Below are 19,723 nucleotides of genomic sequence, written 5' to 3'. Positions count from 1 at the left end.
CTTCTTCGAGGCCGACTACACCAGCCTCAACCGGTTCCTGGCCGCCCGCAGCGGCCAGCGGGCCGTCGTCAGCCTGAACGAGCGCGCCCACCTGCTGGACGACGTCCGGCGGCCGGCCTGACCTGCGGCGAGGTCAGGCCATCCCGGATCCCTTGGGCTCGGCCTCCCAGCCGAAGACCTCCTCGACATCGACGCCGAAGACCCGGGAGATCCGGAAGGCGCTTTCCAGGGAGGGGGAGTAACGTCCCTGCTCGATCGCAATGACCGTTTGGCGGGTCACGCCGATGGCGTCCGCCAGCGCCGACTGGCTCATGTTCCCGGAGGCCTCCCTGAGGGCCTTGACCCGGTTGGTGATCGGCGGCGGCCTTGCCATGGAACTTCACCCTAGCGCCGAAAGAGCACGACCTGGGCGCCGTACTCGATCAGCCCGGAGACGAACAGGCCCAGCACGATCACGTTGAACATGACGTCGCCATCCGCGTGGACGACGTAGTGCCCCAGCGCCGGAAGCACCGCCGCCAGGAACACCAGCCCAGCCCAATGACCGGCGCGGGCGATGATCAGGCGCTCGCGTTCGTCCGGCGGCGCATCCGCCTTCTTCGGGAAGAAGATGGCCAGGACGACCTCAAGGATGATGACGCTCGCAACGACCGCCGGCGCAGAGGCCACGACGGACGGCTGGGGAGGCGCGTCGAACCCGGCGCGCAGGATGGAGACCAGGCAACCGGCGCCCAGGACGCCGAACACCAGAACCATGACCCAGGCGGAGATTTCACGGACAGACATCTCGGGGCTCCTCATCTGGAGCAGAGGATAGTCGAAGATTTTTGACATGTCAAAAATTCTCGACACTTTGGGCGCGATGGGCTGTCGGAGCGAACTGGCTCAGCGACGGAAGCCCAGGACGTCCTGCATGTCGTAGGCGCCAGGCTCGCGCGAGACCACCCAGCGGGCGGCGGCCAGGGCGCCCCGGGCGAAAAGTCCCCGGTCCCGGGCCGAGTGGCTGAGGGTCAGGATCTCGTCCTCGCCGGCGAAGAGGACCGAGTGCTCGCCGATCACCCCACCGCCGCGCACGACGGAAAAGCCGATGGCGCCTTCAGGGCGCGCCCCGGTGATCCCGTCCCGGGCGCGGATCGAGGCCCGGTCCAGGTCTACCCCGCGCCCCCGCGCCGCGGCCTCGCCCAGCATGAGGGCCGTACCTGAGGGGGCGTCAACCTTGCGGCGGTGGTGAGCCTCGAAGACTTCAATGTCGAACTCGGCGGGCGAGAGGGCGGCGGCGGCCAGCTCGACCAGCCCCATGAGCATGTTCACCCCAAGGGAGAAGTTCCCGGCCCTGACAATGGGAATGCGCAGGGCCGCCTCAGCCAGGGCGTCGATCTCGCCCGGCGAGAAGCCCGTGGAGCCGATCACCAGGGCCGGGCGACCGAGGGTCGCCGCCTCCCCGGCCAGGGCGACGGAGGCCGCCGGCGTCGAGAAGTCGACCACCACATCGGCGCCTTCGAGCGCCGAGGCCCAGTCCGTCAGGATCGGATCCACCGCATCAGGGCGGTCGAACCGGCCGGCGAGGATAAGATCAGGCGACGCCTCCACGGCTTCGGCCACGGCGAGCCCCATACGGCCGAGGGCGCCCGAGATGGCGATGCGGATGGGTGGGGTCACGGGGGCCTCCGGGGTTCTGGCGGACCCCCTTGTCCCGCGACGGGGTCCCGTGGGTCAATGCCCTGTGGGTCCTGCGAGGTTGTCCGGCCCGCAGCCGGCCTGTAGGTTGCCGGCCTTTCGGGGCCTGTCCGGCCCGAACCCAAGGAAACGCCGCCCCGATGAGCGACGCCAGGAAGCGCACCTTCACCGACGAGGAAGCCCTCAGCTTCCATCAGTTCCCGACACCCGGGAAGCTGGCCATCACGCCGACCAAGCCCATGGCGACCCAGCGAGACCTGAGCCTCGCCTACTCGCCAGGGGTGGCCGTGCCGGTGCTGCGCATCGCCGAGGATCCCGAGACCGCCTACGACTACACCTCCAAGGGCAACCTGGTGGCGGTGATCTCGAACGGCACCGCCATCCTGGGCCTGGGCAACCTGGGGGCCCTCGCCTCCAAGCCGGTGATGGAGGGCAAGAGCGTCCTCTTCAAGCGCTTCGCCGACGTCGATTCCATCGATATCGAGGTGACGGCCACCGACCCGGACGAGGTCATCACGGTGGTGAAGAACATCGGCGTGACCTTCGGGGGGATAAACCTGGAGGACATCAGGAGCCCGGAGTGTTTCCGGATCGAGACCGAGCTTCAGGAACTGCTCGACATTCCGGTCTTTCACGATGACCAGCACGGCACGGCGATCATCTCGGCCGCAGGGCTGATCAACGCCTGCAAGATCACCGGCCGGGAGCTGAGGGACGTCAAGCTGGTGCTTTGCGGCGCGGGGGCGGCGGGCATCGCCTCGCTCGAGCTCATCAAGGCCATGGGCGTGCGCGCCGAGAATTGCATCGCCGTGGATAACACCGGCGTCATCTACCGGGGCCGCACGGCCGGGATGAACCAGTGGAAATCGGCCCACGCGGTGGAAACCGACGCCCGGACCCTGGCCGACGCCATGAAGGGGGCCGACGCCTTCTTCGGCCTGTCGGTCAAGGGCGCCCTGACGCCGGAGATGGTCGCCTCGATGGCGCCCAACCCGATCATCTTCGCCATGGCCAACCCGGACCCTGAGATCACGCCCGAGGAGGTCGCCGCCGTGCGCAGCGACGCCATCGTCGCCACCGGCCGCAGCGACTATCCGAACCAGGTGAACAACGTTCTCGGCTTCCCCTACATCTTCCGCGGCGCCCTCGACGTGCGCGCCCGGCGGGTGAACATGGAGATGAAGGTCGCCTGCGCCAACGCCCTGGCCCAGCTGGCCCGCGAGGACGTGCCGGACGAGGTGGCCGCCGCCTACCACGGCAAGCAGCTGAAGTTCGGGCCGGAGTACATCATCCCCTCGCCCTTCGATCCGCGGCTGATCTCCTACATCCCGCCCTTCGTGGCCCAGGCGGCCATGGACTCGGGCGTCGCCCGCACCCCGATCGCCGACATGGACGCCTACCGGGCCTCCCTGGCCCAGCGCCTCGACCCCACGGCCGGCTTCCTGCAGAAGATCCAGGGCGTGGTGCTGAAGTCGCCCGAGAAGCGCATCGTCTTCGCCGAGGGCGAGGAGCCCAGCGTCATCCGCGCCGCCTTCGCCTTCCAGAACGCCGGCCTGGGCCGCGCCATACTGGTGGGCCGCGAGGACCTGGTGGAGGAGAACATGCGCCTTGCGGGGCTCGACCCCGCCGAGGCGGACCTTCAGGTCGTCAACGCCCGCCTGTCGGAGCACAATCCGGAGTTCGTGGACTTCCTCTACGGCCGGCTGGCCCGGCAGGGCTACCTGAAGCGGGACGTCCTGCGGCTGATCAACCAGGATCGGAACTCCTTCGCCGCCTCCATGGTCGCCCTCGGATATGCCGACGGCATGGTCACCGGCGTGACGCGCTCCTACGACCAGGCCCTCGAGGAGGTGCTGCGCGTCATCGATCCGTCCCCGGACGGCCGGGTCATCGGCATGAGCGTGCTCCTGGCCAAGGGGCGGACCCTGTTCATCGCCGACACCAACATCACCGAGATGCCGGACGCCGACGAGCTGGTCGAGATCGCCTGCGAGGCGGCGCGAGCCGTTCAGACCCTCGGCTACCGGCCGCGCATCGCCTTCCTGTCCTACTCCACCTTCGGCAACCCCATGGGCCAGAGGTCCGAGAAGGTCCGCGAGGCGGTGGCCATGCTGGACGAGATGGACGTCGACTTCGAATATGAGGGCGAGCTGCCCCCGGACCTGGCCCTGGACACCTCCAAGTGGGCGAACTACCCCTTCATGCGCCTCAGCGGCCCGGCCAATGTCCTGATCATGCCGGCCATTCACTCGGCGGCCATCTCGACACTTCTGGTCCAGGAGCTGGGCGGAGCCACCGTGATCGGGCCCCTGCTCCTTGGCCTGCAGAAGTCCGTCCAGATCACGCCCCTGGGCGCCTCGGTGTCCAAAATCCTGCAGATGGCGACCCTGGCCGCCTATGAGCAGGACGTGGTGGACGACCAGGCCTGATCAGGCCGCGTCGGCAGGCGCCGGGCGGGAGGGCTCTCCGGGCTGGCCGTCCTCCGACAGGAGGATGGCGACCCACCGGGACCCGCGGAACTGGGCGCAGATCACCATCACGATCACGGTGAGCGGAGTCGACAGGAACATGCCGACCACGCCCCAGAGCCAGCCCCAGAAGGCCAGGGACAATAGCACCACAAGGGGGTCGATATTGAGGCTGCGCCCCTGCATGCGCGGGACGACGATGTTGCCGACGACCAGATGCAGGCCCTGCAGGACGACGTAGAGGAAGACCGCCTGCCAGTGGCTCTCGAACTGCAGGAGGGCGAAGACCGGCGCAGCGACCACACCAAGTGCGGCGCCGAGTATGGGGATATAGCAGGCCAGGAAGATCAGGATGGCGAGGAAGGTCGCCCCGTCGAGCCCCACCGCCGCCATGGCCGCCCAGGAGGTCGCGGCGATGATCAGCCCGGTGACGGTCTGGACCCACAGGTACTGCTCCACCGAAGTGATGATGGCGCGATAGGCCGTCGCCACCGCCCGCCTCTCCTCGCGGATGTCCGACAGGTTCAGGACCTTTCGCTCCAGGCTCCGCCGCGAGGCGAGGATGAAGCCAAGGTAGACCAGGATCAGCAGGGTGTCGGCGGCCATGCTCTGGACCACGCCGGCGGCGCTGGCGAGGAAGCGGCCGGGGTCCAGCCGCAGGAGGATCTCGTCCAGGGTCGGCGCGGCGGCGATCGGCGCCGCCGCGGCGAGCTCGGCGACCAGGGCGTTGAGCCTGGGACCATAGCTCATGAGCTTGGCGGCGAAGGCCGAGGCGTTGTCGATGGTCAGCACCAGGAGCCCGGCGAAGAGGAGACCGGTCAGGGCGAGGGCGACCGGCATCCCCAGCCGGCGTCGGCCCGGCAGGACGCCGCCCAGACCCCGCTCCAGCGAACTGGCGAAGCTCTCCAGCACCACCGCCAGGAAGAGGGCCATGGCCAGGGGCGCCAGGACCCCGGTCAGCGCCTTGGCTGCAGCTGCGCCGGCGATGACGGCGAGGACCACGAGGCAGGCGCGCTCGAGGACGCGCCCGGGCGCGGGCGGCGGGGGTGGGATGACTTCGGCTTCGACGCGGCTCATGTCCCCCATCCTGCCATGGCGGACCGGCTTGGCGAAGACCTGGCTGAAGGCCATACAGGATCGGACGCGGCCGCCGGCGCCGCCGCACCGCTTCAGGGGGCAGACATGACGCAGACCGCGCAGGCCGGCGATATCCTCATCGGCGGATCAGCCCAGCCCCAGAGGCTCCGCCTGGACCGCGCCAACCGGCACGGGCTCGTGGCTGGAGCCACCGGGACAGGCAAGACCGTCACCCTGCAGATCCTCGCCCAAAGGCTCTCGGACGCCGGAGTCCCGGTCTTCGCCGCGGACGTGAAAGGCGACCTCAGCGGTGTCGCAGACCCCGGGGAGCCTGGGACCCCTGAGCCCGGCGGGACGGGCCGTCGTCCTGGGCGGCATGCGTCGTCGCTGACGGCCGCCGCCCACGAAAAAGGGGCCGGCCCCGAAAGGACCGGCCCCTCCTGTCAGATGGATTCGCGGTCTAGCGCGGCGCCATGCGGATGGAGCCGTCGAGACGCACGTCCTCGCCGTTGAAGTAGCCGTTGGTGATCATGGTCAGGGCCAGCTGGGCGTATTCCTCGGGATGGCCGAGACGCTTGGGGAAGGGCACCGAGGCGGCCAGGGCTTCCTTCACCTGGGGCGGGGCGCCATTCATCAGGGGCGTGGCGAAGATGCCCGGCAGGATGGTGTTCACCCGGATGCCGTCGCCGGCCAGGTCGCGGGCGATGGGCAGGGTCATGCCGACCACGCCGCCCTTGGAGGCCGAATAGGCCGCCTGGCCCATCTGGCCGTCCTCGGCCGCCACCGAGGCGGTGTTGACGATGGCGCCGCGCTCGCCGTCCTCGAGGGGCTCAAGGTCCAGCATGCCCTTCGCCGACTTGGCGATGCAGCGGAAGGTGCCGACCAGGTTGATCTGGATGATCAGGTTGAAGGCGTCGAGGGGGAAGTGCTTGGTCTCTCCGGTCTGCTTGTCGCGGCTGGCGGTCTTGGCGGCGTTGCCGGTGCCGGCGCAGTTCACGAGGATCCGCTCCTGGCCGTGCGCGGCGCGGGCCTTCTCGAAGGCCGCGTCGACGTCGGCGTCGGAGGTGACGTTGCATTTGCAGAACACGCCGCCCACTTCTTTGGCGACCTGTTCGCCCTTCGCCTCGTTCATGTCGAAGATGGCGACCTTGACGCCGTGCGCGGCCAGGGCGCGGACGGTGGCCTCTCCGAGACCGGAGGCGCCGCCCGTCACGACAGCGGCGATGGAGGAATCGAGTTTCATGGACGCTGAGCTCCCGTGCTCGTCTGGAGAAAAACCTGTAGTCTTGCCTTTAGCCCGATGAACGCCGACTCAAAAGCATCACGCGACGTCAATCCCGGGGGAATCGACCCGGACTCCCCGATCGCCCCCGAACGCGCGCTTGTTCCCGCGGTCGCGCGTCTGAATGCGCGGCGGGTCGAGGAGGGGTTCTGGCCTAAGATGCGACGGGTCGCCACCCGGATTCCCTTCGCCGTCGACGCCCTTGCGGTCTGGCGCTGCGCCCGCGACCCGGCCACCCCAAGGACGGCGAAGGCCATGATGCTGGCGGCCCTCGCCTATTTCGTCCTTCCGACGGACGCCCTGCCGGACATCCTGGCCGCCGTAGGCTTCACGGACGACGCCGCCGTCTTCGCCGCCCTGCTGGCCGTGATCGGTCGGCACCTGAAGCCCGAGCACCGGGCGGCGGCCGAGGCCGACCTGAAGCGGCTGCGCGGCGAGGACTAGGACGAATCGACATTCAGCGCATCCAGAGTATCGAGGCGGCGATGTGGATGAAGGCGAGGTAGTGGCGTGCCAGCCTGTCGAACCGGGTGGCGAAGCGGCGGAAGTGCTTGAGCTTGTTGAAGCAACGCTCGACCCGATTGCGGAGCCTGTAGACCAGCGGATCGTGCGGGATCGGGACCTTTCGTGAGCGGGTCGAAGGGATGACGGCCTCGGCTCCGATCTGGTCCAGGTGACGGCGAAGGCTGTTGGCGTCATAGGCGCGGTCGGCGAGCACGGCGGCGGGCCGCTGGCCTTCCAGAAGCGCCGGAACGGCGAGGATGTCATGGCTCTGGCCCGGAGCGATCAGGAAGCGGACGGGCCGGCCGAGCGTGTCGCAGGCCATGTGGACCTTGGTCGTCAGTCCACCTCTGGAACGCCCCACAGCCGGGTCGAGGCCCCCTTTTTTCGGCCGCTGCCCCGGCCGGTCGTCGCCTGCTGGTGAGCCCGCACAAGGGTCGAGTCCAGCATCAGATACTGGTTGTCCCGATCCTTGATCAGATCGTCGAACACCTTCTCCCAGACCCCCGCCGCCGCCCACCGGCTGAAGCGCTTGTGCGCCGTCTTCCACTTGCCGTAGCGCTCGGGGAGGTCCTGCCAATGAGCGCCGGACCGCAGCACCCAGAGCACCCCGTTTACAAACAGCCGATTGTCGGACCCCGTCCGACCGGGATCCGACGCCTTGCCCGGCAGCAAAGGCGCGATACGAGCCCACTGCGCCTCGTCCAGTTCATAACGCTTCACGCCCATCGCAGACCTCCGCCAAAGCGGAGACCTATGAATCACGCATCAGGCCGCGCGTGAATCCCTGAATGTCGATTGGACCTAGCTCTCGGCCGCCCTGCGCGAGGCCGCATGTTCGCGCCAGGTGATGAACAGGGTGGAGGCCACGACCACGGAAGCGCCGACGAGGGTCCAGACGGTGGGGACCTCTGCGAAGAGCAGGAAGCCGACGGCGGCGGCGAAGACCAGGCGGATGTAGTCCACCGGCGCCATGGCGGCGGCGTCGCCGGCCGCCATTCCGCGGATGTAGAAGGCCTGGGTCGCCGTGCCCATGACGCCCATGAGGGAGAGAAGGGCGAGATCCGTCGGGGTCGGCCAGGCCCACGAGATGAGGGCGCCGGGAACCGAGAAGACCAGACCCAGGGTGGCCGCCCAGACCAGAAGCACTGTCGGCGCATGGTCGCGGGTCAGGACCTTCATTCCCGTCACCGTCAGGGCGAAGAGGAAGGAGGAGGCCAGCATGGCCAGGGCCGGGAGCCCAAGGGCGAACTCCCCGCCCGCTCCGGGTCGGACCATGATCAGGACGCCGGCGAATCCCGCCAGGGCGGCGAAGATCCTGAGCGAGCCGATCCGCTCTCCCACCACGAAGGCGGCCAGGGGCACCAGCCAGAGGCTACGGGTGAAGGACAGGGCGTTGGCGTCCGCCAGGGGCATGTTCTGGAAGGCGTAGAAGGACAGCATCGTGCCCAGCGTCCCCGCCGCGGCCCGGAAGATCAGCAGGCCCGGACGGCTGGTGGCGAAGGCCGCCGACCGGTGACGAAGGATGATCGGCAGCAGGATCAGGAAACCGGCCGCCTGACGGTAGAAGGTCTGGAGTCCCGCCGAGTATCCCTCGCCGAGAAACTTGATCAGGGTCGTCATGACCGTGAAGGCCAGGGCCGACGCGGTCATCCACAGGGCGCCGCGGACGTTGGGCGACAGGTCCGAAAAGACGCGGAAGAGGCGGTTCAAGTCTGCCCGGGACCGGCCGCCATCTGCATGAAGGACTCCCCGAAGATGGCCGCGAAGGGCGAGCCGGCCTCAGGGTCCCAGCTGTGCCGCGAGCCCACCGTGATGCCGCCGTCCACCACCAGGTGGGTCCCGGTGACGAAGGCCGAGGCGTCGGAGGCCAGGTAGAGAGCCGCTTGGGCGATGTCCAGGGGCAGGCCCGGCTTCTTCACCGGCTGGGCGATCTGAGCGTTCTGGGCGACCAGGGCGGCCATCTGGTCGGCGGCGTCCCGGGTCATGCCGAGCGTGGCGCCGAAGATGGAGGTGGCGATCAGGCCGGGGCAGATGGCGTTGACCCGGATGCCCTGGGGCGACAGCTGGGCGGCGGCGCAGCGGCTCATGTGCACCACGCCAGCCTTGGCGGTGGAATAGGCGATCGGGCCCCAGCCGGCCTGCAGGCCTGCGATGGAGGCGGTGTTGATGATCGAGCCGCCGCCGCGCTTCAGCATGGCGGGAACCGCGTGCTTCATGCCCAGGGCCGGACCGCGGACCAGGATGTCGAAGATCCAGTTCCAGCCGTCCGCGGTGACCTCGGTGATGGTCCCCATGCGGTCGGAGATGCCGGCGTTGTTGAACTGGATGTCGAGCCCCCCGAAGGCGCTCTCGGCCAGGGCCACGGCGGCGACGATCTCCGCCTCGGAGGTGACGTCGCAGCGGACATAGCGCACGGCGTCCGGGAACCGGCGCTCCAGCATGGCGCCCTTCTCGTCCTGGACGTCGGCGGCGATCACCCTCGCCCCCTCCGAAACGAAGAGCTCCAGGGTCCCCAGGCCGATGCCGGAGGCCGCCCCCGTGATCATCGCCACCTTGCCGTCAAGCCGTCCGGCCATGTTCGTTCTCCTGCCCGCTTCCCGTCAGTCGCCGAGGGTGACGACGACCTTGCCCATAGCCTTGCGGCTGCCCAGATGGGCGATGGCGTCCGCCGCCTTCTCGAAGGGGAAGCGCTCGGAGACATAGGGGCGGATCTTGCCCTGGGCGTAGAGGTCGATCAGCTCCAGGTTGGCCTTCTGGAACAGGTCGGGATTGCGCGCCGTCCAATTTCCCCAGATGACGCCGACGATGTCGCAGCCCTTCAGCAAGGGCAGGTTGAGCGGGATCTTCGGGATCTCGCCCGCTGCGAAGCCGATGACCAGGTAGCGGCCTTCCCAGGCGATGGAGCGCAGGGCCGGCTCGGCGTAGTCACCGCCGATGGCGTCATAGATGACGTCCGCGCCCTTCTCGCCGCAGGCCTCCTTGAAAAGCTGGGCCAACTGCTTCTGTCCGTCCCGGTCGAAGGGTCCGCGGCCATAGACCACGCCGGATTCCGCGCCGTGGCGGATGGCGAGGTCGACCTTTTCCTGGCTGGAGCAGGCGGCGATGACCCGGGCGCCCATGGCCCTGCCCAGCTCGACGGCCGCCAGGCCGACGCCGCCGGCGGCGCCGAGGACCAGCATGGTCTCGCCGGCCTTGAGCTGACCCCGGTCCTTCAGGGCGTGGTAGGAGGTCCCGTAGGTCAGGATGAAGGCGGCGGCCTCGTCGTAGGGCATGGAGTCCGGGATGGGGGTCAGCCGCCCGGCGGGGGCGACGATCTCCTCGACCAGGCCGCCGTGGCCGATCTGGGCCAGGACCCGGTCGCCGACCTTCACCTCGGTGACGCCCTCGGCGATCTCGGTGACGATGCCCGACACCTCGCCGCCCGGCGCGAAGGGGCGCGGCGGCCTGGACTGGTACTTGTCCTCGATGATCAGGACGTCAGGGAAGTTGATGCCGACGGCCTTGACCTTGACCCGGGCCCAGCCGGGCCGCAGCTCTGGGGCCGGGATGTCCTCGATCACCAGGGTTTCGGGGCCGCCGACAACCTTGCTCAGGACCGCTTTCATGTCTCTCTCCCCATTCTTGGCGCGCGTGGCGATTGGCCGCGCACGCTAGCCCAGCCGTCCGGCGCGCGGAAGCCGTCGGGGTCAAGAATCGGCGGATTTGGCGGGCGCCCCGGCCTCGCCTATATTCCGCCCTCCCGCCGCAGAGGCTTCCGTGACCATCACCCTTGACCTTTCCCGGGCCCGTGCGCCCGAAACCGCGACGGTGCGAAGGCCGAACCTCACGGGCCTGACCCGTCACGCCCTGGCCGACGCCCTGGTCGAGGCCGGCCTCGTGCCGCCCCAGAAGGCCCGGATGCGCGCCACACAGCTCTGGCGCTGGATGCACCACTACGGGGTCACGGACTTCGACCGCATGACCGACGTGGCCAAGGAATTGCGGGCCGCCCTGGCCGGCGCCTTCGACCTTTCCCGCCCCGAGGTGGTCGAACGCCAGGTCTCGGTAGACGGGACCCGGAAGTGGCTGATCCGCATGGCTCCGGGCGTGGAGGTCGAGACCGTCTACATTCCGGATGTCGGTCGGTCCGGCGCCCTGTGCGTCTCCAGCCAGGTGGGCTGCACGCTGAACTGCACCTTCTGCCACACGGGCACCCAGCCCCTGGTGCGCAACCTGACCGCGGCCGAGATCGTCGCCCAGGTCCAGGTGGCCCGGGACGAGCTCGGCGAATGGCCCTCGCCCAAGGAGGACCGTCGGCTCTCCAACATCGTCTTCATGGGCATGGGGGAGCCGCTCTACAACCTCGACAGCGTCGCCGACGCTATCGACATCATCGCCGACAACGAGGGGATCGCCATCTCGCGGAGGCGGATCACCGTCTCGACCTCCGGAGTCGTCCCCCAGCTAAAGGCCCTGGGCGAACGCACCCAGGCCATGCTGGCCATCTCCCTGCACGCCACGAACGATCCCCTGCGCGACGAGCTGGTGCCCCTGAACCGGAAGCATCCCATCGCCGAGCTGATGGAGGGAATCCGCGTCTATCCGGGCCTGGGCAACGCCCGGCGCGTGACCTTCGAGTACGTGATGCTCAAGGGGGTGAACGACAGTCCGGCCGAGGCCCGCGCCCTGGTCAAGCTGCTGGCCGGCATACCCGCCAAGATCAACCTGATCCCCTTCAACCCCTGGCCAGGCAGCCCCTACGCCTGCTCGGACTGGGGCGCCATCGAGGCCTTCGCCGCCATCCTGAACCGGGCCGGCTACGCCTCGCCGATCCGGACGCCCCGGGGGCGCGACATCCTCGCCGCCTGCGGCCAGCTCAAGAGCGAGAGCGAAAAGGAACGCGCCTCGGTCCGGCGGGCCCGGGAGAGGGCGGCAACCGAATCCCCTCCGGCTTCCACCTCATCCCGCGGCTGAACGGAGTTCGCATGTCATCGCCCATCGCCTCACCGGAGATCCTGGCCTTCGCGGCCGGCTTTCCCCTGGCCCTGCTTCACACCGCGGCCACCCTGGGAATCCTGGTGGCGGGAGCCGCCCTCTATGTGGTCCTGACCCCGCACAAGGAGATCCGCCTGATCCGCGAGGGCAACGCCGCCGCCGCGGTCTCCTTCGGCGGGGTGCTGATGGGCCTCGCCCTGCCCCTTGCGGCCGCCATGACGGCCTCGGCCTCGCTCCTGGAGATCGTCATGTGGGGCGCGCCGACCGTTGTGGTCCAGCTCCTGGTCTTCCGTCTGGTCGACCTCCTGCTCAAGGGACTTCCGGAACGCATCCAGCATGGCGAGATCTCGGCCGCCGCCCTGCTGGCGGGCGCGAAGCTCGCCTCCGCCGTGGTGCTCGCCGCCGCCGTTGCGGGGTAGGAGACAGGCGTGCATTTCCCGCGGCTCAGCGACTGGCTTGTCTATCTCGCCATCATCGTGGCTGTGATCGTTGTGGCGATCACCCGGCGCGAGCGAGCGGATGCGCCGCCGCCGCCGCCGCCGCCTGCGACCGGCGACGGATTGCCGCTTGGCCCGGCTTCGCCCTTTGACCCGTCGGTGATCGTGGAGGCGCCGCCAACGCCGGAGCCTGGCTCAGGAACGGCCTTCTCCATCGACGAGCGGGGGGTCTGGATCACGGCCAGGCACGTGGTCGATGGCTGCCGTCGCGCCGCGGTGGTGGTGGGGGACGGCCGCGGTGTCTCCGCCGATGTGCGGATCGATCCGCATGGGGAGGTCGCGATCCTCACCACCGAGGGGGGCGCCGCGCCACTGCCCGTGGCCGTCGGACGAACGCTCCGCCGGGGCGAGCGCGCCTATCACCCGGGCTTCCCGCAGGGCCGTCCCGGCGAGGCGACGTCCCGTCTGATCGGGCGGGAGAACATGGTGATACGAGGGCACGGCGAACGCACCGAGTCGGTGCTGGTCTGGGCGGAGACCGGACGGACGGACGAACTGCGGGGAAGCCTGGCGGGCCTGTCAGGCGCGCCCGCCCTGGACGACGCGGGCCGGGTGATCGGCGTCACCGTGGCCGAGTCTCCCCGTCGGGGCCGCATTTACACCACCTCGCCGGAAACCCTGATCCGCGCCCTGAAGTCGGCAAACGAGCGCCCGCAGGCCGGGGCGGTGGGCGAATCGGTCACCACGACCAACTACGGCATTGTCTCGGACAGTCTCAGGCGTGATCTCCGGGTGGCGCGGGTGGTCTGCCTGGACTCGGCCTGAGCGCCGCGCCAGGGGTCGGGTCCGGACCACGGATGAAGTCCAGCCAGACCGGATCGCAGTCTCCGAGCCGCTTGGACTCGTAGCGGGTGCGGACATGGTCGGCGGGTGGGCGGCGCCAGTCCCCGGCGCATTGAGCCGTCCATTGAAGGCGCGGCTCGGCCAACATCACCTTGAGGATCTGGTCGGCGTAGTCGGCCCAGTCCGTCGCCAGCCTCAGGCGACCCCCCGGCTTCAGGAGTCGAGCCGCCTCGGCGGAGAAGGCGGTGTTGACCAGGCGACGCTTGTGGTGACGCGCCTTCTGCCAGGGGTCTGGAAACAGGACGAAAAGTCGATCCAGGCTCGCGGCGGGCAGCCGCGCCATGAGGTCGCGCGCGTCGCCGTCATGGATCCGGACATTCCGCAGGGCCCCGGCATCCACGTGCCGCAGGGCGCTGGCGACGCCGTTGAGGAAGGGCTCGGCGCCCAGAACCAGGACGTCTGGATGGACGGCCGCCTGGGCGGCCATGTGCTCGCCGCCGCCGAAGCCGACCTCGAGCCAGGCCTCGCGGGCGTCGGGCATGAGGCGGGCGGGATCCACCGCACCCTCGGCAGGGGGACGCAGGGCGGGCAGCAGGGTCTCCATGAGGGAGGCCTGCCGCGGCTTCAGGGTCCGGGACCGGATCCGGCCAAAGGATCGCAGGGGCGGAGGGGTCTCCACGCGCGCGTCAGGCCAGACCCCTCAGGGCTTCCACCAGGTCTGTGCGCTCCCAGGAGAAACCACCGTCGGAATCGGGCTCGCGGCCGAAATGGCCATAGGCCGCCGTGCGGGCGTAGATCGGGCGGTTCAGGCCGAGGTGGCGCCGGATGGCCGCCGGCGTCGCCCCGCCGACCAGTTCGGGCAAGGTCTTCTCGAGCTTTGCAGGGTCGATCTGGCCCTCGCCATGCAGGTCGACATAGAAGCTGAGGGGGGTGGAGACCCCGATGGCGTAGCTGATCTGGATGGTGCAGCGGCGCGACAGGCCGGCGGCGACCACGTTCTTGGCGAGATAGCGGCAGGCGTAGGCGGCGGAGCGGTCAACCTTGGTCGGGTCCTTGCCCGAAAAGGCGCCCCCGCCGTGCGGCGCAGCCCCGCCATAGGTGTCGACGATGATCTTGCGGCCCGTGAGGCCGGTATCCCCGTCGGGACCGCCCTGGACGAAGCGACCCGTCGGATTGACGTGCCAGACGGTCTTTCGGTTCAGCAGGCCGTCGGGAAAGACACTCTCGACCAGGGGGCGGATGGCGTCCTTGATCCGCGCCGGCGTGGCGAGGCGCAGGCCGATCCGCTTGGCGTGCTGGGTGGAAATGACCAGCTGGGTCACCGCCACCGGACGACCGTTCTCGTAGGCCAGGGTCACCTGGCTCTTGGCGTCGGGCTCCAGGAAGGGCATGTCGCCGGAATGCCGGGCGTCCGCCAGGCGGCGAAGAATCTCGTGCGAGTACTGAAGTGTCGCCGGCATCAGAGCCGGCGTCTCGTCGCAGGCGTAGCCGAACATGATCCCCTGGTCGCCCGCGCCCTCGTCCTTGGTGTTGCTGGCGTCGACCCCCTGCGCAATGTCGCCGGACTGGCCGTGCAGATGGCAGGCGTACTTGGCCTTCTGCCAGTGGAAACCCTTCTGCTCGTAGCCGATGTCCCTGACGGCGTCCCGGACGCGGGGCTCGAGCGAGGAGATCACCTCACGGGTGAAAGCCTTGTTCTCGGCCTTGCTGGCGCCCGGCCGGGAGGCGCGGACCTCCCCCGCCAGGATGATCCGGTTGGTGGTGACCAGGGTCTCGCAGGCCACGCGGGCCTCGGGATCGGCGCCGATGAAGGCGTCCACCACGGTGTCGGAAATGCGGTCGGCGACCTTGTCAGGATGGCCCTCGGAAACGCTTTCGCTGGTGAAGAGATAGAAGGGGCGGGTCACGGCAAGGCTCCGTCTGGGTCGCGGCGCGCCCTGCGCAGGGGCCGGCGCTTGGACAGACCTATAAAGATTTCTTTATGTCCTGCAAGGGCGGCCGAGAGGATCAGAAGGGCCAGAAAGGGCAGGTCGCCCCAGAGCGCGTAGGGCGTGGGCGGCCTTGGCGCGGGGATCGCCACATCGATGACGCCGGACTCGCCAAGCTTCAGGACAGGGCCCGTCGTGCGACCGGCGGAGTCGATCACGGCCGAGACGCCCGTGGGGGTGGAGCGGACGATGGGCAAGCCCTCCTCGATCGCCCGGTAACCGGCCATGTTGAGGTGCTGCCAGGGGCCGGATCCCCTGCCGAACCAGGCGTCGTTGGAGACATTCAGGATGAAGGCCGGACGACCGCCGCCCCGGCGCGCCGCGGCGCGCGTGAAGCCGGGGAACAGCGCCTCATAGCAGATCATGGGCTGCATGGCCGGCAGGCCCGCCGTCCGGAGGGGGACGGGCGGCGGCCCCGCCGTAAAGTCCTCGGGCATGCGAACAAGGCTGCGCAGGCCGATCCGGCCGGCGATGTCCCCGAGCGGCATGAACTCGCCAAAGGGCACCAGCCGGTGCTTGTCATAGACTCCGGCGAGGGAGAGGTCGGACCCGGTTCCCCTCACGAGGATCAGGCTGTTGCGGTAGGTCAGGGCGCCCTCGTCATCCAGCTCGACCCTGTTGGCGCCCATGGCCAGGACCTGCCCGGGCGTGAGGGCGTCGGACAGGGCGGCCCGCCAGGGCGATCCCGGCGCCAGCAGATCGTTGATCACCGCGGGCAGGGCGCCCTCCGGCCAGACCACAAGGACAGGCGGCGCCGGCGTCGGGCGGGTGCTGAGCTCGAGATAGGTCCGGAAGATGGCCGGCAGGTTCTCGGGTCGCCACTTGGTCTTCTGGTCGATGTCCGCCTGGACGATGCGCACCACGGGGCCGGCGGGCTCGTCCGGGGTCGCGGCGATCCGGGAGGCGCCCCAGGCGTAGAGGCCGAGGAAGGCGATCGCGACCAGCGAGACGCGAACGCCGCGGCGGGCCGGCGGGCCGGGGCCGAGGATCCAGGCCGGCGAAGCGCAGAGCAGCAGGGTGACCCAGGTGAGGCCGTAGGCTCCCACCAGGGCGGCCCCCTGCGAGAGGGGCGATCCCGCCGCCCAGGCTTCTCCGGGCAGGTTCCAGGGAAAGCCGGTCAGAATGTGCCCGCGCAACCATTCGGCGACGGAAAAGATCGCCGCGAAGGCGATGAGGCCGGACAGGCCCCGGGTCCCGAGCCTGCGCCAGAGCGCCGCGGCGGCGGCCCAGAACAGCGACAGCCCGCCCGCCATCAGAACCAGGGCGAAGGGCGCCATCCAGCCATGCGTGCGTTCATCGACCAGGAAGGGCTCGACAACCCAGGAGACCGAGACGGCGAAGTAGCCCAGACCGCCCAGGCCGCCCCTGACGGCAGCGGCCCGGACCGGCCGGGCGGCTGAGGGCCTGTCCAGTGACCACAGGATCAGGGCGAACCCGGTCAGGCCTGGCAGGAAGCCGAAGGGTGGAAAGGCGAGGGCCGCCAGCACCCCGCCCGCCAGGGCGGCCATCCCGGCGACGGCGGAAGCGGGCGACGGCAAGGTCAGCCCGGAGCCGGAGCCGCGGGGGGGCCGGCCGGACGGATTCGAACCCGCTTGATCCGCCGCGGATCGGCGTCCAGCACCTGGATCTCATAACCTTCCGGATAGGCGATGACCTCCCCCCGACGCGGCAGCCGGCCCGCGACGGCGGCCACGAGCCCGCCTACGGTGTCGATCTCCTCGTCGAGGTCAGGAGGGGCGAGGTCCCGGCCAAGGGCGGCTTCGAGCTCTTCCAGAGGCGCACGGGCGTCCGCTTCGAACACCCCGTCCGGGCGCTCCAGGACACCGGCTGCCTGAGCCTCGTCATGCTCGTCGTCGATCTCCCCGACCACGGCCTCCACCAGATCCTCCAGCGTCACGAGGCCGTCCGTCCCCCCGAACTCGTCGATGACGAGAGCCAGATGGATGCGCGTCGCCTGCATCCTCAGAAGGAGGTCTGCGGCGCGCATGGAGGCCGGGACATAGAGCGCCTCCCGCTTCAGGCGAAGGAGGCCTGAATCCCCGGCGCCGGCGCGACGACCCCGGGGGCGGCCGCCGGTGGCGATCTGCTTGAAGACATCCTTGACGTGGACCACGCCCAGGGGGTCGTCCAGGGTCTCGCGGTAGATCGGCATCCGCGAATGCTCGGCCTCCAGGAACCGTGCGACGACCTCGTCCAGCGGCGTATCGACCTCCACGGCGACGATGTCGGCCCGCGGCGTCATGACGTCGTCGACCCTGAGGGTCTGGAAGGCCTGGGCCTGGTCGACCAGCCGGCCCCCGGCGGACTCGGTCAGGGCCTCTGCGGCCAGTATGGCGGTGTCTCGTCCACGGGCCCCGAAAATCCGGTTGAACCAGCCTCCGGGACCCCTGCCCTGTCGCCCCTCCGGGGCGGGCGCATCACGACTGCCCATCGTCTCCTCTTTCGGCCGCGTAGGGATCAGGCGCCCCCAGACCAGCCAGAATCATGACCTCGAGACCCTCCATCGCCGAGGCTTCGGATTCGGTCTCGTGGTCGTACCCTACAAGATGCAGGACCCCGTGCGCCACGAGATGTTGCAGGTGGTGCTCGAGGCGCTTGTCCTGGGCCTCGGCCTCGCGAAGACAGGTTCCGAACGCCAGGGCCACGTCGCCCAGCCAGCCCTCGGGATTTGCAGGCGCTGGAAAGGACAGAACGTTGGTCGGGCCGGACCTTCCCCGGAAGGCCGCATTCAGGCCGGCAAGCCGATCATCATCCGCCAGAAGGACGGCGAGGCCGCCCCGGGCGTCCGCTGCGGAAAGCGCGGCCTCGGCCGCCCGGGCTGCGAGCCCGGAGACATCGGCGAGACAAGACGCCCAGTCCTTCGACTCCACAAGGACCTCGACCTCAGCCATCGGAGGGGCGGAGCTCATGACCCGGCGCCGGGGGAACGCCCGTCCGCCTCGTAGGCCCGCACAATCCGCTCGACCAGGGGGTGGCGGACCACGTCCTCCGGTCCGAACCGGGCCACGCCGACGCCCTTTTCCCCCTCAAGCAGGCCGACCGCGTGGGCGAGGCCGGAATCGCGGGGCTGGGGCAGGTCGATCTGGCTGGGATCGCCGGTGACCACCATCTTGGCGCCCTCGCCCAGCCGGGTCAGGACCATGCGCATCTGCATGCGCGAACAGTTTTGCGCCTCGTCGACGATGACATAGGCGTGGGACAGGGTCCGGCCGCGCATGAAGGCGATCGGCGCCAGCTCGATCTCGCCCTTTTCACGACGCCGGCGGAACTGTTCGGCGCCAAGGATGTCGGTCAGGGCCTCCCAGACGGGCGCCATGTAAGGATCGACCTTCTCGGTCAGGTCGCCGGGCAGGAAGCCCAGGCGTTCGCCGGCCTCGACGGCCGGGCGCGAGACGATCAGCCGGTCGACATCGCCGCGCAGCAGGGCCCCGACTCCGGCCGCCACGGCCAGGAAGGTCTTCCCGGTGCCCGCCGGCCCCAGGCCGAAGACAAGGTCGCACTTGGCCAGGGTGTCCAGGTAGCGGGCCTGGGCGGGGGTGCGGGGAGAGACCGGCCCGCGCCGGCCCGAGGGCAGGGCCCCGGGGGGCGAGCCCCGTCCGGTCCGCGCCTGGCCGATGGCCACCCGGACATCGGCCTCGGCCACCTCCAGCCCCCGCTCGGCGCGGAGGGCCAGGGCCTCCACGACCCGCTTGGCCGAGGCGCGGCCGCGCACGTCGCCCGTCAGGGACACGCCGCCGCCGGGGGTCTCGACCAGGACATCGAAGGCGTCCTCGATCAGGGCCGCGTGACGGCTGGAAGGGCCGGCCACCGCGCGGGCGGCGGCTTCGGAAAGGGTGATGAACTCCGCGGTCCGGCTCATGCGGGCTGGGCTTCGGGAGCCAGGGTTCCCGACAGGCTCATCCGCGCAGCGGAATCGATCCGGACGGAGGCGATCCGGCCGATCAGGTCCGCCGGACCCTCGCAGTGGACGGCCTGGAGGTAGGGGCTGCGCCCGGAGAGCTGACCGGGGTGGCGGCCGGGCTTCTCGAAGAGGACCGGCAGGACCCGGCCCACCTGGGCGGAGTTGAAGGCGCGCTGCTGGGACTCGATCAGGGCGTTCAGGCGCGCCAGGCGCTCGTCCTTGACCGCCTCGTCCACCTGGCCGGGCTGGGCGGCGGCGGGGGTCCCCGGCCGGCGGGAATACTTGAAGGTGAAGGCGGAGGCGTACCCGGCCTCGCGCACCAGGGCCAGGGTGGCCTCGAAGTCGGACTCCCGCTCGCCAGGAAAGCCGACGATGAAGTCTCCGGAAAGGGCGATGTCGGGCCGGGCGGCGCGGATCTTCTCCACGAGGCGCAGGTAGGACTCGGCGGTATGGCCGCGGTTCATGGCCTTGAGGATCCGGTCAGACCCGGACTGAACCGGCAGGTGCAGGTAGGGCATGAGCTGGGGCAGCTCGGCGTGGGCGGCGATCAGGTCGTCGTCCATGTCCCGGGG

Annotated in this window: 19 protein-coding genes and 3 pseudogenes; 6 read left to right on the top strand and 16 right to left on the bottom strand. The window is 69.8% G+C overall.

Annotation, left to right across the window (positions count from 1 at the left end; translation table 11 throughout):
- Positions 1–133: 133 nt before the first annotated feature.
- From INE98_RS06315 to dapB, 3 genes are all read right to left on the bottom strand, one after another.
- The gene (locus INE98_RS06315; protein ID WP_293537475.1) at positions 134–373 is read right to left on the bottom strand and encodes a helix-turn-helix transcriptional regulator; all 240 of its coding nucleotides are present in this window, start codon (positions 371–373) and stop codon (positions 134–136) included.
- Between the two features lie 11 nt (positions 374–384).
- Positions 385–786, bottom strand: coding sequence for a hypothetical protein (locus INE98_RS06310; protein WP_293537474.1), 402 nt, complete (start codon positions 784–786; stop codon positions 385–387).
- A 99-nt stretch (positions 787–885) separates the two neighbouring features.
- Positions 886–1,659, bottom strand: a complete 774-nt coding sequence (gene dapB, locus INE98_RS06305) for a 4-hydroxy-tetrahydrodipicolinate reductase (RefSeq protein WP_293537472.1) — start codon at positions 1,657–1,659, stop codon at positions 886–888.
- 158 nt (positions 1,660–1,817) lie between these two features.
- Between dapB and INE98_RS06300 the strand changes: the two genes are divergently transcribed.
- Positions 1,818–4,106, top strand: a complete 2,289-nt coding sequence (locus INE98_RS06300) for an NADP-dependent malic enzyme (RefSeq protein ID WP_293537470.1) — start codon at positions 1,818–1,820, stop codon at positions 4,104–4,106.
- Here the strand turns inward: INE98_RS06300 and INE98_RS06295 are convergent, their stop codons facing one another.
- Positions 4,107–5,222 (bottom strand): AI-2E family transporter, encoded by a 1,116-nt coding sequence (locus INE98_RS06295; protein WP_293537468.1) that lies wholly within the window; start codon positions 5,220–5,222, stop codon positions 4,107–4,109.
- A 105-nt stretch (positions 5,223–5,327) separates the two neighbouring features.
- Between INE98_RS06295 and INE98_RS06290 the strand changes: the two are divergent.
- Positions 5,328–5,564 (top strand): annotated as a pseudogene (locus INE98_RS06290) (helicase HerA-like domain-containing protein); the annotation flags it as partial.
- Positions 5,565–5,682: 118 nt separating this feature from the next.
- Here INE98_RS06290 and INE98_RS06285 read toward each other — a convergent pair.
- A complete protein-coding gene (locus INE98_RS06285; protein ID WP_293537466.1) occupies positions 5,683–6,465 on the bottom strand; it encodes an SDR family NAD(P)-dependent oxidoreductase in 783 nt (260 codons plus the stop codon).
- 57 nt (positions 6,466–6,522) lie between these two features.
- Here INE98_RS06285 and INE98_RS06280 point away from each other — a divergent pair, with 57 nt between their 5' ends.
- Positions 6,523–6,948 (top strand): YkvA family protein, encoded by a 426-nt coding sequence (locus tag INE98_RS06280; RefSeq protein WP_293537464.1) that lies wholly within the window; start codon positions 6,523–6,525, stop codon positions 6,946–6,948.
- A gap of 13 nt (positions 6,949–6,961) precedes the next feature.
- Here INE98_RS06280 and INE98_RS06275 read toward each other — a convergent pair.
- The 4 genes and pseudogenes from INE98_RS06275 to INE98_RS06260 form a co-directional block, all read right to left on the bottom strand.
- Positions 6,962–7,728, bottom strand: a pseudogene (locus tag INE98_RS06275) (IS5 family transposase).
- An 81-nt stretch (positions 7,729–7,809) separates the two neighbouring features.
- Positions 7,810–8,718 (bottom strand): DMT family transporter, encoded by a 909-nt coding sequence (locus tag INE98_RS06270; protein ID WP_293537462.1) that lies wholly within the window; start codon positions 8,716–8,718, stop codon positions 7,810–7,812.
- Positions 8,715–9,584, bottom strand: coding sequence for an SDR family NAD(P)-dependent oxidoreductase (locus tag INE98_RS06265; RefSeq protein WP_293537461.1), 870 nt, complete (start codon positions 9,582–9,584; stop codon positions 8,715–8,717). The genes INE98_RS06270 and INE98_RS06265 overlap by 4 nt, the downstream gene beginning before the upstream one ends.
- 24 nt (positions 9,585–9,608) lie before the next feature.
- Positions 9,609–10,613, bottom strand: coding sequence for an NADPH:quinone oxidoreductase family protein (locus INE98_RS06260; protein WP_293537459.1), 1,005 nt, complete (start codon positions 10,611–10,613; stop codon positions 9,609–9,611).
- A 151-nt stretch (positions 10,614–10,764) separates the two neighbouring features.
- Here INE98_RS06260 and rlmN point away from each other — a divergent pair, with 151 nt between their 5' ends.
- From rlmN to INE98_RS06245, 3 genes are read left to right on the top strand one after another with little or no spacing between them, the layout of a single operon-like run.
- A complete protein-coding gene (gene rlmN, locus INE98_RS06255) occupies positions 10,765–11,961 on the top strand; it encodes a 23S rRNA (adenine(2503)-C(2))-methyltransferase RlmN (RefSeq protein ID WP_293537457.1) in 1,197 nt (398 codons plus the stop codon).
- 11 nt (positions 11,962–11,972) lie between these two features.
- Positions 11,973–12,401, top strand: a complete 429-nt coding sequence (locus INE98_RS06250) for a DUF350 domain-containing protein (protein ID WP_293537456.1) — start codon at positions 11,973–11,975, stop codon at positions 12,399–12,401.
- Between the two features lie 9 nt (positions 12,402–12,410).
- On the top strand, positions 12,411–13,244 hold the full coding sequence (locus tag INE98_RS06245; RefSeq protein WP_293537454.1) for a serine protease: 834 nt from the start codon (positions 12,411–12,413) through the stop codon (positions 13,242–13,244).
- Here INE98_RS06245 and trmB read toward each other — a convergent pair.
- From trmB to INE98_RS06210, 7 genes and pseudogenes are all read right to left on the bottom strand, one after another.
- Positions 13,195–13,941, bottom strand: coding sequence for a tRNA (guanosine(46)-N7)-methyltransferase TrmB (trmB, locus tag INE98_RS06240; protein WP_293537452.1), 747 nt, complete (start codon positions 13,939–13,941; stop codon positions 13,195–13,197). The two genes, INE98_RS06245 and trmB, sit on opposite strands and share 50 nt — an antisense overlap.
- Before the next feature lie 7 nt (positions 13,942–13,948).
- Positions 13,949–15,169 (bottom strand): methionine adenosyltransferase, encoded by a 1,221-nt coding sequence (gene metK, locus INE98_RS06235; RefSeq protein ID WP_293537451.1) that lies wholly within the window; start codon positions 15,167–15,169, stop codon positions 13,949–13,951.
- Positions 15,166–16,789, bottom strand: a pseudogene (lnt, locus tag INE98_RS06230) (apolipoprotein N-acyltransferase); the annotation flags it as partial. The pseudogene lnt and the gene metK, both read right to left, overlap by 4 nt.
- Position 16,790: 1 nt before the next feature.
- Entirely contained in the window at positions 16,791–17,681 is an 891-nt protein-coding gene (locus INE98_RS06225) for a hemolysin family protein (protein WP_293537447.1), read from the bottom strand.
- Entirely contained in the window at positions 17,668–18,159 is a 492-nt protein-coding gene (ybeY, locus tag INE98_RS06220) for an rRNA maturation RNase YbeY (RefSeq protein ID WP_293537446.1), read from the bottom strand. Before ybeY ends, INE98_RS06225 begins: the two co-directional genes overlap by 14 nt.
- Positions 18,156–19,109 carry a PhoH family protein gene (locus INE98_RS06215; protein ID WP_293537444.1) on the bottom strand — a complete coding sequence of 318 codons (954 nt, stop codon included), beginning with the start codon at positions 19,107–19,109 and terminating at the stop codon, positions 18,156–18,158. Before INE98_RS06215 ends, ybeY begins: the two co-directional genes overlap by 4 nt.
- A partial coding sequence (locus INE98_RS06210; protein WP_293537442.1) for a radical SAM protein occupies positions 19,106–19,723 on the bottom strand: 618 nt, incomplete at its 5' end. The genes INE98_RS06210 and INE98_RS06215, both read right to left, overlap by 4 nt.

This window comes from Phenylobacterium sp., assembly GCF_020253645.1.
Taxonomy (GTDB): Bacteria; Pseudomonadota; Alphaproteobacteria; order Caulobacterales; family Caulobacteraceae; genus Phenylobacterium.
This window is presented reverse-complemented; position numbering and strand designations above follow the sequence as displayed.